Here is a 14,031-nt window from a genome sequence, read left to right as displayed (position 1 = left end):
GAGTACGAGCTGTCGCATTTCCTGTTCCACAACGACGGTCGGCTGCTGGCAAGACAGCACCTGCTCGAAAAGGTGTGGGGCGTGAACCCCGAGATCTGGTCGCGAAGCCTGGACACGCATGTCTCGAACCTGCGCAACAAGCTCGGCCTGAGGCCACCGTCCGGCTACCGGCTCAGCGCCGTCTACGGCGTGGGGTACCGGCTCGAAGCGCTCGACGAATCCGACTCGGTCGCGGCGGGCTCCGAATCCGCCGCCCCGTCGGTGTGAACCCCGGGCAGGTACAGGCTCATCGTCAGCCCCTGGGTGGCGGCGCGGCGCTGGCGCAGCACGCCGCCGTGGCGACGCGCCACCAGCGACACGAAACCCAGCGCGTAGTCATCGTCGGCCGGCAGCACCGGCACGCCATCGTTCGCATGGCCGGTACCCGGATCGGCCACGCCTGACGGCGTGCCGGGATCCGGCGTGGCGCCATGGTCGGTCACTTCGACGGCCACGCCCGTACCGCTGCGGACCACGGCGCACTGCAGGCTCGCCCCGCCGGGGCTGCGACCGAGCGCATGTCGCAGCAGGTTGCCGATCGCCCGCTGCAGCAGTGGCGCATCGCCCACGACGCGCACCGGCACCGGCGGACCCTGCGGCCGGCGGATCGTGACCCGGCGAGCGCGGGCGCGTTCCCACAGATCGTCGACCGCGTCGGCCGCCACCTCGTTCAGATCGAGCGGCTCGCAGCGCAGCTCCGCCTGCTGCGCCCGCACATGGCTGACGAAGTTGTCGGCCATCGACAACGCGGCGGCCGCGCTGTTTTCCACCTGCGAAAGCAGGTCGGTTTCGCTCATCGTGCCCTGGCGCAGCCGCCACAGTTCGAGCACGCCGAGGATGTTGGAGTGCGGGGCGCGCAGGTCGTGGTTGAGCAGGCGCAGCGCTGCATCAAGCTGCTCCCGCAACAGTTGCTCGGCGGTGCAGTCGCGCACGGCAATCGTCCAACCGGACGGTCCACCGAAGACCCCGGCCCGGACCGTCACCCTGACGACGAGGCGCCGATGCTGCGTGTCCTGGGATTCGCATTCGAAGCCGTGCTGCGGCGCATCGCCTTGCGGCCACAACGCCGCACGGTCGCTCCGGCGCACCGTGCCGTTGAACACGTCGGCAACCTCGCGCCCCGGCAGGGGGCCGCCGAAGCACGCCGTGGCTGCAGCGTTCGCATGCTCGATGCGGCCTCGCGCATCCACCAGCAGAACCGGGTCCGGCGTGGCATCGGCCGCGGCGCAGCGCTGGGCGTGCGGGCTCAGCGCCGACACGCGTCGCAGCAGCGTCCGCCAGGCGCCGTGCGACACCGCCTTGGCCGCGGGGGGGCCTGGCACGCTGTCCGGTCGCGACGATGAGGCTCTCATGAGGGTCATTGTGGGCGGAGCCCTTGGCGCTTTGCAAGGCGTACCGGGGCGTTCTGCCCCCGGTGGGGTTCCCTCAATCGCCAACAACTGTCAACTCGACGAGGTGCGTCCGCGACCGCTGGAATAAGTCACGCGCCATCGCAACAGCTCGCAGGATTCTTTGCCGAAAGGCCGGGCACGATCTCCTTTCTCCATCGCTTCGCCACCGCTTCGCATCACCATGTCGTCCACCCTCGCCGCCTTGCCCACTGCGCCGTCRCATCCGGCGTTGCCGGCGTCGCGGCCATTCCGCCCGCTGGTGTTGCGCACCCTCGCCGCCATCGCATTGAGTTGCCTGCTGTGCTCGACGCTGTCGCTCGGACTGCACGCCTGGCTCGCGTTCAGCACCCAGGCCGCCGACGAACAGGCCATGGCACGCGACATCGCGGCCACGCGGCTGCCTCGCCTGGCCGATGCGCTGCAGCGCCAGGACGGCAACGCGATCCAGCAGGAACTCGACCAGATCTCCCGCTATCCGCGCATGGTGAACGTGCGGCTGCTCACGCCGTCGGGCACCGCCTACGTGGCCGGCGCGCCGGCCGACCTGCCCGGTGCGGCGCACGGCGTGCTGCAGGGGGTGCTGCCGCGGGCGGCGCTGCGCGGCGTCGAGATCCCGATCGCAGCCACAGGCGCCGACCCCACCGGCCTCGGTCGGCTGGAGCTCGACTTCGATCGCAGCGGCCTGTCGGCGCAGGTGCGCGGCAGCGTCGCGAAGACAGCGGTCGCTGTCGTGCTGCCCGCCGTGCTGCTCGGGCTGCTGGTGGCCTGGATGCTCCACCGCGACATCTCCCTCGGCCTGCGCCTGGTCGCCCGGCAGGCCGCCCTGCTGAACCCCGAAGAACTCGGACCGCTGCCGGCATGGCCGCGTCCGCCACGCCGCTGGCGCGACGAGATCGACCTGGTGGCCGACAGCTTCCAGCAACTGCACCGAGGCATCGCGCGCTACGTCGGCGAACGCGACCGTGCGCTGCAGACGCTCGGTGCCGAACGCGATCGCCTCGAAGGTGCCGTGCAGCAGCGCACCGCCGACCTGACGCGGCTGAACCGGGTGCTCGAATCGGCCTCGCGCCTGTCGGCCCGGCTGATCTACCTGCCGCCCGATGCCTATCCGCTGGCGCTGCGCATGGCGCTGGCCGACATCGCCGAGCTGCTGGGGGCCCGCGCCTGCGCCTTGGCCGAGCGTGGCGAGGGCCGTCGCTGGAACTGGACCTTTGGCGGTGGCGCTGGCCCCTGCCCGGCCGAGGGCAGCGAACTGCCGCCGCTGTTCCCGGTCGACGGCTGGCAGATGCAGTGGTGCACCGAGAGCAGCGATTGCCACGAATCGCGCGCGCTGCTGCACGGCTGCGCCGCCGGATCGCTGCAGGTGTGCCGCCATGACGCCGCCGACAGCGGCCAGTTGCTGGCCTGCCTGGACCTGCCGCAAGCGGTCGAGGAACGCGAGATCGCGCTGATCGCGAAGCCGCTGTTCGGCGCGCTCGCGCGCTGGCGCGACCTTGCACAGCTGGAACAGGCCCGCCGCGAGCTGCTGCACCAGTCGCGCAGCGACGCGCTCACCGGCCTCGCGAACCGCCGCGCCTTCGACGAACGCAAGCTGGAGGAGGTGCGCCGCGCCTGGCGCTCACAGCGCCCGCTGACGCTGGTGATGGTCGACATCGACCACTTCAAGCGCTTCAACGACCGCTACGGACACGCGGCCGGCGACGACTGCCTGGCCCGCGTCGCACGGGCGATCGGTGCCGCGTTCGAGCGCGGCGGCGAATGCGCGGCCCGCATCGGCGGCGAGGAGTTCGCGGTCCTGCTGCCCGACGTCAGCGCGGCCGATGCCGAACGCCGCTGCGAGCGCATCCGCCAGACCATCCACCACATGGCGATCCCGCATGCCGATTCGCCACCGGGATTCGTCACGGTCAGCATGGGCATCGCGACGCTGTGCCTGGCCGAGCTCACGCCGCCCGACATCGCGTTCGACCGGCTGCTGAAGCGCGCCGACATGGCGCTCTACGGCGCAAAGTCGGCCGGCCGCGACGGCATCGTGATGCTGATGTGAGGCGCGCTAGCGGGCCGAGCGCCGGGCCGCCATGGGCCACGGAGAGGCCCACTTCGTGGACCTTGCCGGCCCGCATCCCCCTCGGGGGATCGGCCGACGTACCCGTCGGCCGAGGGGTCGTCATTTCATCCACGGAGCGATGAACTCCAGCAGGCGCTGCCGCGAGCGCCGCAGCGCCTCGGGGTTGCCGCCGACGTGCACGCCCTCGCCGGGATGCAGCCCGTTCGGCACCTCCTTGCGCACGCGCACCGGCGCATGCGAATCGAAGCCGTGGTACGCGCCGGCATAGGCCTCGATCTGCACGGCCGGCGTGCCCGCGCCGCTGTCGACCGCGGCCTGGGCCGCAAGCGCCTGGCAGGGCGCCGCGGGCGTCCAGTCGTCGGCCTCGCCCACCAGCAGCAGCAGCGGCGTCGACGGCTGGTAGCCGCGCCGCAGGTCGGCCTCGCAGCCCGGGTAGAAGGCCACCGCGAAGGCCGGCCGCAGCGGCGCCTCGCGCACCTCGCGCTGCCGCAGGTTGGTGGCCGACAGCACGGTGCTGCCGCCGTTCGACCAGCCGACGAGCCCCAGCCGCTGCGCATCGACGTCCGGCCGCTGCGCGAGCCAGTGCAGCGATGCAAGCGCATCGAGCCGGCGATTCGCCTGTGTCACCTGTCGCGTGCCGATGCGCTGCGTGCACAGCTCGGTCTCGCCGCGTGGCGTCAGCGAATCCACCACCAGCGCGTGCATGCCCTGGCGGTTGAAGAGCTCCGCGTACTCGCGCATGCGCGCGCCGAGCCGGCCCCGGTGGTCGTACGGGCCGCTGCAGCCRTGCAGCAGCACGACCGCCGGGGCTTGCCGCCGGTCGACGCCGAACCACCAGGCCTTCAGCGTCACGGCCTGGCCGCCGTGGCGATCGAGACTGTCGAAGGCGACCTCGGTCTGTGCCTGCGCGCCCAGCACCGCGGCACAACCCGCCGCGGCGACCAGGCGCAGCCAGCGCGTCATGGCTTCACGCCGTCGGGCGAGATGCCGGTCGCCGGCGGCAACGGTGAGAAGTGCAGCGCCTGCGTGCCCGGCGCAGCCGTCAGCGTGGTCACCGAACCGATGCCGAAATCCTGCGAGCCGCCGACGCGCCGGTAGCGCCACTGCATCTGGCTGCGCCAGGCGCCCGAGCGTTCGATGTTGCGCTCCGCCTGCAGCTGCACACGGGCGCCCTTGCCGCCGAGTTCGCCGGTCAGCTCGACAAGCGCCAGCCGCAGGCCCGGTCCGGACACACGCTCGGCCCACACCATGCAGCGCGAGCCTTGCGCGGCCACCAGCAGCACGCGGCTGTCGCTGCCCGGTGCAGCAAGCACCGAGCCGGGCTCGCCGGCCAGCAGTTCATCGGTGGAGCCGCGCATCGGGTCGACCGGGAAGAAGCCCTGGGCCAGGGCCCAGTCGACCGCGGCAGCGGCCTGGCCCTCGGTCTGCACGCAGGCGTCGCGGAACAGGCGGGCCACGGCGCGCGGGTCGGCCCAGATCGAGCGCAGCGCCGCACCGTCGGGCGCCGGCTCGGCGTCGGCTGGCGGCGTCGTCAGCGGCGTCGTGACCAGCTCCGCCGCCGATTTCACCGGGAACGTCACCGCCGGTTCCACCACCGACGGTGTCACTGACTGCGCGGCCGCCAGCCCGGGCAGYGCCACCCACAACGCAAGCATCGCCGCCTGCCCGATGTCCGCCACGACGAATCGATTGCCTCTGACCATGCTCACGTCCTGCCCTTCCGTCGCTGCCGCGTTGCCGAGGGCGAGATGGTCGCACAGGCGCCCGTCAGCCGGTCGCGATGCGCGGTGGGTTCGGGTGGAAACGCGCCATCGCGTGCGAATCCACATACTGCCCGTCGCGCAACGCATAGCCCTTGAAGGTGCCTTCGATCTCGAAGCCGAACTTGCGATAGAGGCGCAGCGCGACGAGGTTGTCGGTGTAGACGTGCAGTTCCAGGCGCAGCGCGCCGACCCAGTTGTCGGCGTAATCGCACATCGCGGCCATCAGCGCGCTGCCCACGCCCTGGCCTTGCGCCGACGGGGCGACCGAGATGCCCAGCACCAGCACGTGCCGCCGGCGCGTCTGCGGCCCGACCGGGTGCAATCCTGCGGTGCCCACCACCTCGCCATTCAACTCGGCCACCAGCGGCAGGTCGGTCTTGCCCGGCGCGCAGGTGTCGGTGAGCCGCGCCTTCCAGGAAGGCGCATCGGTATGCGGCATCTGCATCAAGCCCGGGAACACCTGCGGATCGCCCATGATGCGGGCATAGGCGGGAGCGTCATCGGGGCAGGCGCGCCGGATCGTGATCGTCATGCAAGTGACCTGTGTCAGTTGTGAAGTGCCCGTGCAGCTTACCTGCCCCCCGGCTTCGGGTCGACGTACGACCGTTCGGTTACGGGGGCGCACCGCCTGCGTGCGGCATGCACACTGGCTTCACGATCAGCACCAGCACACGCCCTGCCACCGTGAACACCACCACCTCTTCGAATGAGTTCCTCTCCGAGATGTCCCTGCTGATGGGGCTGCCGCAGGGCGGCGCCACCGCGTTGCAGGACAGCTCGGCGTTCTGGGGCCCCGGCGGCCTGCTGTGCCGGCTGCAGATGCAGCACGACGGCGCGAGTACCACGGTGAGGCCGCAGGTGCTGCTGCCGATGCTGGCGCGCGAGCTTGCGGGCTTGCGCGTGGAGCAGATGATGGCGATGCAGCAGGCCGTGATGCTCGAGTACGGCTGGATGCTCGGGCTGTCGTCCGAAGGCATGCTGCAGCTGAGCCCGCTGAAGTGGATCGAGCAGCCGAGCGACGCGGTCGCCGCGCTGGACCTGGGTCATGCCGTCGGCATGCAGGCGCTGGAGACCTTGTTCGTCGATGGGGACGAGGAGACGGACGATGGGGGTGAGGTCGCCTTCGACGGCTTCGCGGATTCGGTCGAGGACGAATTCGATGCGCTGTTGTCGGAGACGGGTGGCAGGCGGGCGGTGCGGCCGACATTGCACTGAGCGCTGCAACCGCAGATCCATCGCAATTCAATGGCGATGCCCATTCGAATTGCGAAGAGAAGAAGCCTTCAGCGACCCGCCGAACTGCTCTCCAGCGTGCGCAGCAGTTCCTCGCGCTCGTCCTCGTCGTCCACATGCTGCGCCAGCAGCTGGAAGAACTCCTCGCGCGATGACGCACGCGCGGCCGAGCGCGACACGATGACCCGCGCCACCGGCCCGACATGCTGCGTCAGCGCCAGCTCGGCCACGCGCATCACCTGGTCGCCCAACAGCGTGTCATCGGCAGCGCGCCGCCGCGCCACGACCGCGCCCCCACCCGAGCCGAGCGTGCCGAACGTGCTGGCCCGCGAGCGCGTGCGCTGCAGGAACTGGTCGCGCCCCGCCTCGGTGTCGATCTGCTCGGCCAGCGATTGACGCAGCGACATCAGGTCGCCCGTCGAGCGCGCTGCGCGCTGCACCAGCACGCGCGCCAGCGGCCCGATCGATTGCGCCAGCTCCGACTCCAGCATCTGCAGCGTTTCTGAATGCCATTGCGATGGCGTCGATGCCGCCGGCCGCGCCGGCATCGGCCGCGTGTCCAGCGCAAAGGTGCCGCGCTGCCAGTCGCTCGCCCGCGGGTCGGGCTGCGTCGCCGCCGATTGCAGCTCGATGAACGAGCTGCCCGCCTCCACCATCGCCGCGATCGGCGGCAGCCCGAGCGCCTGGCTTGCCTGCGCCATCAGCGCGTGCTTGAACTCCAGCGCCGTCGCGAAGCGGTCGTCCGGACGCTTCGCCATCGCGCGAGCGACCACCGGATCGAACCACTGCGGCCGGTGGCTGCCATGCACCCTCGACGGCGGCAGCGGCTCGCTGCTCAGCGTCTGGAACATCACGTTCTCGTTGCTGCCGACGAACGGCGGCCGCCCGGCCAGCAACATGTAGAGCAGCACGCCGGCCGCGAAGATGTCGACGCGCCGGTCGACCTGTTCGCCGGCGTATTGCTCCGGCGCCATGTGGCCGGGCGTGCCGATCGTCGAGCTGACCTGCGACAAGCCCATCGTCGCGATGCGCGCAATGCCGAAGTCGACGATCTTCAGCCGCCCGTCGTTGGTCCACAACAGGTTGGCCGGCTTGATGTCGCGGTGCCACACGCCCTGCTCGTGCGCATAGTGCAGGCCGTCGAGCAGCTGGGCCATCAGGCCGACGATGTCGGCATCGTCGAAGCGGGTGCCGCGGCGCAGCGGCTCCTTCAGCGTGGAGCCCTGCACGTACTCCATCACGATGTACGGCTCGGACTCGTGCTCACCATAGTCGTGCACCGCAACGATGTTGTGGTGCATCAGGCGGGCCGCGGCCTGCGCCTCGTTGCGAAAGCGGGCGAGCAGTGCACCCCCGCCGCCCTGCTCCACCAGCGGGCGGCGCAGGGTCTTGATCGCGACGGTGCGGCGCAGCACCGTGTCGGTGGCCTTGTAGACCACGCCCATGGCGCCTTCACCGATCACCTGGTTGATCGCGTACTTGGAGAGCTGGGTCGGATGGTTCATGTGTGAACGCGAAGCCACGCAAGGCTACACGACAAAAGCGGCATCGGCATGTCCGTTCTCGCAATTGCTTTCACCTCGCTGGCCCCTCGCTTTCATCGGGTTGACACGCGGCGCGAACGTTCGTTCGAAACCGCTTTCAAAAAATGACGCCGCCAGCCCTTCGCAGCACTGTCCACGGCTTCGCGTACAGGCCCTTCCGGCCTCGGCACGCCGCCCACACTTGCATCCATGCAGTCGACGCCGAGAACCGGCACAGACAGCCAACGAAACCGGACACAAGCCGTGCGATTCCTGACCACCCTGATTGCCGCCGCCGCACTCGCCGCCCTGCAGCCCGCCGCTGCCGCCGACGCGACGCCTTTCTCGGGCAAGCGCTTCGTCTACCGCGCCGACGGCAAGAAGCTGCCCGACGTGCTGCAGGACTTCGCCGCGAGCCAGGGCATCCCGGTGGTCGTCGACTCCGGCGTCGACGGCTCGGTGAACGCGAACTTCAACACCCGCCCCGAAGACTTCCTGAACGCGATGACCCGCACCTACGGCGTCATCTGGTACTTCGACGGCACGACGCTCTTCGTCTACCCGTCCCGTGCGATGCAGAGCCGGGTGTTCCGCATGCGCGGCTACGACCGCCAGCAGGTGCGTTCGATGCTCGGCTCGCTGGGCCTGGGCGATGCGCGCTTCCCGCTCAAGTTCGACGACCGCCAGCAGACGCTGCTGGCCTACGGCCCGCCGCGCCACATCGAGCTCGTCTCGACGGTGCTCGAGCAGCTGGAGCGCGATGGCCATGACCGCGTCGGCAAGTCGATCCAGGTGTTCCCGCTGCGCTTCGCGACGGCCGGCGACCGCGTGTTCGRCAACGCCAAGGTGCCGGGCCTGGCCAGCACGCTGAACAACCTGTTCTCGAACAACGGCGCCGGCGCCGGTGCCGCAGGCGGCAACCAGGCCCTGAAGGGTGCCGTCAACGGGCTGGTCGGCCGCGCCGACAAGGCCCGCGCCGCCCAGGCCACCTACGGCCTGAAGCTGCCCGAGACCGGCGGCGGCAGCAACGCGAACAAGCGCGACGACGAGGTGCGCGCCAACCAATTGAGCAGCAGCGACGCGCTGGCGCCTGCCGAGGCCGAGCGCCCGTTCTTCCAGGCCGAGGAGGCCACCAACGCGATCATCGTGCGCGGCCTGCCCGACCGGATGCGCGAATACGAGACGCTGATCCGCCAGCTTGACATCGCACAGGACCTGGTCGAGATCGAGGCCTCGATCATCGACGTGAGCAGCGACGCCTTCGAATCGCTCGGCGTCGACTGGACCTTCACGAAAGACGGCGTGACCCGCCTGACGGTGTCGCCCGGCTCGCCCGGTGCGCAGCCCGGCACCGCCGGCACCAGCACGCTGACCGGCARCAACGTCACCACGCTGGTCGGCAACGCCGGCAAGCAACTGCTGGCCCGCATCCGCGCCCTCGAAGGCACCGGCAAGGCCAACATCCTGGCGCGCCCCAAGGTGCTGGGGGCCGTGAACCGCACCGCGACGATGACCGACAAGCGCGTCGCCTCGGTGCGCGTGGCCGGCAACCTGGATGCCAACCTCTTCACCATCGAGGCCGGCACCACGCTGCAGGTGACGCCGCAGATCGTCACCTACGCCGACCACCGCGAGGTGCGGCTGTCGCTGTCGATCCAGGACGGCAACTTCGAAGGCACGGTCGTCGACTCGGTGCCGGTGATCAAGCAGACCGAGATCAGCACCGAAGCGACGGTGCGCGAAGGCGAGAGCCTGCTGATCGGCGGCATCTCGATCGAATCGAACAGCAAGGGCCGCAGCGGCCTGCCGGGGCTCTCGCGCATCCCGCTGCTCGGCGCGGCGTTCCGCCACGACGAGAACACGAGCTTCCGCAGCGAACGGCTGTTCCTGCTGACGCCGAAGGTGATCGGGGTTGGCCGTGCGGCGGCCACGCCGACCGTGCCGACGCCGGCACCCGCGCCTGCACCCACACCGGCGCCGGCGCCCGCGCCTGAATTCCCCACGCCGCTCGCACCGCCGCCGTCGTCCTCGTCGACGCCGCGCACCGGCAGCACGCAGCGCGGCTTCGCAGGCCCGACCGCCGTCGCCGCACTGACGACCTACGGCGCGCTGTCGCCCGGCTACGTGATCCCGACGCTGAAACCGCTGCTGACGCCGCGTGCCGCACTGCTGCCCGGCAGCAGCGCGCCGGCCACCGCCACGGCAGCCACGACCGCCTCGTCGACGACGCGAACGGCAGCGAACACGAACGGCAAGGCGACGAGCAAGACCGCCGCGCCGAAGACCGGCTGCGCGGCCCAGGCCCTGGGCCTGGCCACCGGCTGCGACACCAAGGGAGCCCGCTGACATGAGCACTTCGCCGGCGCACAAACGCCTTCGCATCCTGAGCGGCACGCATGCCGGTGCCTATCTGGATCTGAGCCCAGGAACCCATTCGATCGGACAAGCAGATGAATGCGACATTTCCATTGCTGACTGGCAGTTTCCGCCCCTCACGCTGCGCCTCGGCGCCGACGGTGACGCGCTGGCACAGTGGTCGAACGGCAGCCCGCAGCGGCTTCGCTTCGATGATTTCATCCCGGTCGACTTCAGCGGTGTCCGCGTCTGCACCGGCCCCAGCGGCGCCGACTGGCCCGATGATGCCGCGCTGCTGGCCGCAACCCGCGCCGTCGCGCCGTCGGGCAGCCTGGCTGCCGTCCGTCAACGGCTGGTGGCCCGCCCTGCCCGTGCCGTCCCCGGAGCGCTCGCAGTGATCATCGCGCTGGTCTCCGCCGGCTGGCTGGTCTCGGCCACGTCGCGGGCCAACGAGGCCCCGGCCCCGACGCTGGAGATGAGCCGCGCCGCGCTGCAGCGGGCGATCGACGGGGTGGCTGCCGGCCGGCTGTCGGTGCGCATCGCCCAGGGCTCGCTGAGCATCGACGGCCTGCTCGACAACGCCGAGCAGCTGCGTGCGGTGAACGCCGCGCTGAAGGCCGCACCCGCCGGCTTCCCGCTGCAGCAGCACGTGTCGGTGGCAAGCGATGTCGCCGAGACGATCCGCAGCGCGATCGGCCTGCCCGGCGCACAGATCACCTACCGCGGCGCCGGCGTCTTCAGCTACGCGGTGAAGGCCAACGACGTCGCCGCGACGCAGGCCGCGATCGATCGCGTCACCGCCGACCTGTCGCCGGTCGTCAAGCGCATCGACGCGGTGCTCGAGGAGCCTGCGACGCCGCAGCCGCCGAGCCCGGCCGTCCTGTCATCCCTGTCGACCGACGGCGTGTCGGTGATGGAAACCCGTGACGGTGTGAAGCACCTGGTGCTCACCGTCGCCCCCGATGCGGTGCTGACCAACGGTCAGACCGCCCTCCAAGGAGTCCGTTGATGAGCACCGATCTCGCCCCCCCGCCCGCCGACCTGCTGGCCGACTTCGACAAGCTGCAGGCCACCGTGAACGGCGACACCACCGGCGACAAGACGCGCCGCCTCGCGAAGTACTTCGCGCAGGCCGAGACGCTGAGCCAGCAGATGCARCTGCGCGCGACGGACTTCGAGGAGAAGAACTTCGCCGGGCTCGTGAGCGAGGCCTTCGCCGCGTCGCGCCGCATCGTGCTGTTGGCCTGGCAGAAGACGCACGGCCGCGAACTCGTCGCCTGATCTCTCGAGGACTGCACCCATGGATGCACAGCCCCTGCAGATCGAGGTCGTCCGCAAGCTGGCCGCCGCGATGGCGCTCGGCCTGGTGCACGGCAGCGAACAGGACGCCGACACGATCTTCGCCGCGCTGTCACGCATGTGGCCGCAGGACGGCTCCCTTCAACGCGCGCTGGCTTCGGCCATCGCATCGACCGAATTCGACAGAGCAACGTAACCCGCTCTCGATCAGGCTCCACACGGAGCCTGCCAAGTGGTTGCAACCCGCCTGCAAGGCACCCCTGAAAGGAAACGACATGAACCCGCTCAACCTCTTCTCCAGCTCCGGCGCCCTGGGCCTTGGCAAGAACCTCACCAGCACCGCCTCCGGTGCTGCCAGCAACGCCGCCACCATGGCCGGCACAAGCGCGGTCGCCAACAACGCCTCCAACTCGGTGGGCAGCACCCTGAACTCGATCGGCGGGAGCGATGTCAGCACCACGGGCCAGTCGCTGAACAGCGCCGTGCAAGACGCGCAAGCCATGACCGAGATGCAGATGCAAGCCAGCTCGGCGATGGCCAAGATGAACATGATGGCGTCGATCAACGACGGTCTGAACAGCGTCATGAAGAAGGCCGGCGAGTCGTTCAAGTCGGCGGCGCAGTAAGCCATTCATGGCGGACCGACCGTCCGCCCTTTTCTGCTGTTCCACCCCCGGGGCATCGGGTCGGCGATGCCACCTTTCCAGACTCTTTGAACTGGCCTGAAGGATTCGACCATGTCCGCACGCAAGCTGCCGAAGTGGCAAACCGATCTGTTCGCCGCGGTCTACTCGCTCGCGAGCGAGATTGCGCCGCGCAACGATGTCGCCACGGTGCTGAAGCTGRTGTCGGCGGTGCATCCGAACCTGCCGCAGCTCGCTGCGGCCGAGGCCCGCATCCTGATCCATGCCGGCGACTTCACCGGCGCCCGCTCGCTGCTGGAACGCACCGAGCACAAGCACCCGACCAACGCGGTCATCAAGGCGATGCTGTCGTTCACGCTGTACGTGCAGCAGGACGGCCTGTGGGAAACCTATGCCGAAGAGGCGATCGCGCTGCCGGCGGACGCCGCGGCACGCGGCATCGTCGATGCGCTGGAATCGGCCTCCGGCCGCCAGATCCGCAAGGCCTCGAACGACTCCCAGGGCGGCAGCCACCTGTCGATGATGCCGCCGATGGGCCTGGCCTGCTGACCCGTTCCACCGAGGACGAACCATGATCAACCCGATTTCATCCGTCGCCCCGCTGAACCCCGCCGAGCAGGCGCTGCAGGCCCTGGCCTCGCAGGCGACGCAAGGCGCCGGCCACGGCGTGGCACCCGTGCCCTCGGCCGTCACGCCCGAGATGCAGCAGAACTTCCAGTCGCTGATGCAGCGCAGCACCGACCATGCCGCCGCATCGGTGAGCCACCCGGGCAACGTGATTCAGCACGTGATCGAGCGCCAGCAGGGCGACCTGCAGCGCGTCGAAGGCCAGGTCGAGAACTTCCTCGCCGCGGCGCCCGGCATGGGTGCCTCCGAGGTGGTCGCCGCGTCGATGGCGGTCAGCCGCAACGTCGCGGTGACGAACCTGAAGCTGCAGATCGCCACCTCGATCACGCAGGGCTCGAACAAGAGCCTGCAAACCCTGTTGAAGAACCAGTGACCTCGCGGTCCTGAAGGAGCCCACCGTGCTGACCACCCTGTCGATCCCCACCCCTCCGGCCTTCCTGCTGCGCGCGATCGTGCTCGCCGCCTGCGCCCTGGCGCTCGCCGGCTGCAAGCAGGACGTCTACACCAAGCTGACCGAGGCCGACGCCAACGACATGCTGGGCGTGCTGCTGCTGGCCAACCTCGACGCCGCCAAGGCCAGCCCCGACGGCAAGACCTGGAACGTCGCGGTCGAGACCGACCACATGGGCCGCGCGCTCGCGGTGCTGCGCGCCAACGGCCTGCCGGCCGAACGCCGCGCCAACCTGGGCGACATGTTCAAGAAGGACGGCCTGATCTCGACGCCGACCGAGGAGCGCGTGCGCTTCATCTACGGCGTGTCGCAGGAGCTCGAGAAGACGCTGTCGAGCATCGACGGCGTGGTGTCGGCCCGCGTGCACGTGGTGCTGCCGAACAACGACCCGCTAGCCGAGCATGTGAAGCCGTCGAGCGCGTCGGTGTTCATCAAGCACCGCGCCGAATCGAACGTGGCCACGCTGGTGCCGACAGTCAAGAACCTCGTGGTGCGCAGCGTCGAGGGCCTGACCTACGAGAACGTCAACGTGACGCTGGTGGCCGCGGCCGCGCTGCCGGAGACGGCCAGCGCGGCGCTCGCGCAGCGCAGCGGGATGTCGCCGGTGCTCGGCCTGTCGCTGCTGCTCGGCGCCGGCG

Annotated in this window: 16 protein-coding genes; 11 read left to right on the top strand and 5 right to left on the bottom strand. The window is 70.2% G+C overall.

The features are described 5' to 3' along the window. Window positions 1–267 (top strand): winged helix-turn-helix domain-containing protein (locus AC1D12_RS09820; RefSeq protein WP_477840159.1); only part of this gene is annotated, 267 nt, incomplete at its 5' end. Here the strand turns inward: AC1D12_RS09820 and AC1D12_RS09815 are convergent. Beyond that, window positions 183–1,298, bottom strand: a complete 1,116-nt coding sequence (locus AC1D12_RS09815; protein WP_477840157.1) for a sensor histidine kinase — start codon at window positions 1,296–1,298, stop codon at window positions 183–185. The two genes, AC1D12_RS09820 and AC1D12_RS09815, sit on opposite strands and share 85 nt — an antisense overlap. A 313-nt stretch (window positions 1,299–1,611) precedes the next feature. On the opposite strand from AC1D12_RS09815, the gene AC1D12_RS09810 reads away from it, so the two are divergent. After that, window positions 1,612–3,477, top strand: coding sequence for a sensor domain-containing diguanylate cyclase (locus AC1D12_RS09810; RefSeq protein ID WP_477827799.1), 1,866 nt, complete (start codon window positions 1,612–1,614; stop codon window positions 3,475–3,477). Window positions 3,478–3,597: 120 nt separating this feature from the next. Here the strand turns inward: AC1D12_RS09810 and AC1D12_RS09805 are convergent, their stop codons facing one another. The 3 genes from AC1D12_RS09805 to AC1D12_RS09795 form a co-directional block, all read right to left on the bottom strand. Continuing rightward, window positions 3,598–4,461: a dienelactone hydrolase family protein gene (locus tag AC1D12_RS09805; RefSeq protein WP_477827800.1), complete on the bottom strand. Its 864-nt coding sequence runs from the start codon at window positions 4,459–4,461 to the stop codon at window positions 3,598–3,600. Then, window positions 4,458–5,201 (bottom strand): NMCC_0638 family (lipo)protein, encoded by a 744-nt coding sequence (locus tag AC1D12_RS09800; protein WP_465114612.1) that lies wholly within the window; start codon window positions 5,199–5,201, stop codon window positions 4,458–4,460. Before AC1D12_RS09800 ends, AC1D12_RS09805 begins: the two co-directional genes overlap by 4 nt. 64 nt (window positions 5,202–5,265) lie before the next feature. After that, a complete protein-coding gene (locus AC1D12_RS09795; RefSeq protein WP_465114611.1) occupies window positions 5,266–5,793 on the bottom strand; it encodes a GNAT family N-acetyltransferase in 528 nt (175 codons plus the stop codon). A gap of 152 nt (window positions 5,794–5,945) precedes the next feature. Here AC1D12_RS09795 and AC1D12_RS09790 point away from each other — a divergent pair, with 152 nt between their 5' ends. Further along, window positions 5,946–6,476 (top strand): hypothetical protein, encoded by a 531-nt coding sequence (locus AC1D12_RS09790; RefSeq protein ID WP_477840154.1) that lies wholly within the window; start codon window positions 5,946–5,948, stop codon window positions 6,474–6,476. 68 nt (window positions 6,477–6,544) lie between these two features. Here AC1D12_RS09790 and AC1D12_RS09785 read toward each other — a convergent pair whose 3' ends face one another. Beyond that, entirely contained in the window at window positions 6,545–7,999 is a 1,455-nt protein-coding gene (locus tag AC1D12_RS09785; RefSeq protein WP_477827016.1) for a serine/threonine-protein kinase, read from the bottom strand. Window positions 8,000–8,281: 282 nt separating this feature from the next. Between AC1D12_RS09785 and sctC the strand changes: the two genes are divergently transcribed. The 8 genes from sctC to sctJ all read left to right on the top strand — a co-directional run. Then, the gene (gene sctC / locus AC1D12_RS09780; protein ID WP_477840153.1) at window positions 8,282–10,363 is read left to right on the top strand and encodes a type III secretion system outer membrane ring subunit SctC; all 2,082 of its coding nucleotides are present in this window, start codon (window positions 8,282–8,284) and stop codon (window positions 10,361–10,363) included. Between the two features lies 1 nt (window position 10,364). Next, window positions 10,365–11,381 (top strand): hypothetical protein, encoded by a 1,017-nt coding sequence (locus AC1D12_RS09775; RefSeq protein WP_477840151.1) that lies wholly within the window; start codon window positions 10,365–10,367, stop codon window positions 11,379–11,381. Next, entirely contained in the window at window positions 11,381–11,653 is a 273-nt protein-coding gene (locus AC1D12_RS09770; RefSeq protein ID WP_047505557.1) for a hypothetical protein, read from the top strand. Before AC1D12_RS09775 ends, AC1D12_RS09770 begins: the two co-directional genes overlap by 1 nt. Window positions 11,654–11,672: 19 nt before the next feature. Next, window positions 11,673–11,867, top strand: a complete 195-nt coding sequence (locus AC1D12_RS09765) for a hypothetical protein (RefSeq protein WP_047505555.1) — start codon at window positions 11,673–11,675, stop codon at window positions 11,865–11,867. A 79-nt stretch (window positions 11,868–11,946) separates the two neighbouring features. After that, window positions 11,947–12,297, top strand: a complete 351-nt coding sequence (locus AC1D12_RS09760) for a hypothetical protein (protein ID WP_477825992.1) — start codon at window positions 11,947–11,949, stop codon at window positions 12,295–12,297. Window positions 12,298–12,408: 111 nt separating this feature from the next. Continuing rightward, complete coding sequence (locus AC1D12_RS09755; protein ID WP_477840149.1) at window positions 12,409–12,864, top strand: HrpB1 family type III secretion system apparatus protein; 456 nt, start codon at window positions 12,409–12,411, stop codon at window positions 12,862–12,864. A 22-nt stretch (window positions 12,865–12,886) separates the two neighbouring features. Beyond that, on the top strand, window positions 12,887–13,315 hold the full coding sequence (locus AC1D12_RS09750; RefSeq protein ID WP_465114607.1) for a hypothetical protein: 429 nt from the start codon (window positions 12,887–12,889) through the stop codon (window positions 13,313–13,315). A gap of 43 nt (window positions 13,316–13,358) precedes the next feature. Beyond that, on the top strand, window positions 13,359–14,031 hold a 673-nt coding region (gene sctJ / locus AC1D12_RS09745), incomplete at its 3' end, for a type III secretion system inner membrane ring lipoprotein SctJ (RefSeq protein ID WP_477840161.1).

Source organism: Rhizobacter sp. P1_G5, assembly GCF_056405435.1.
Note: the sequence above shows the minus strand (reverse complement) of the source record. Positions and strands in the feature narration are given on the sequence as shown.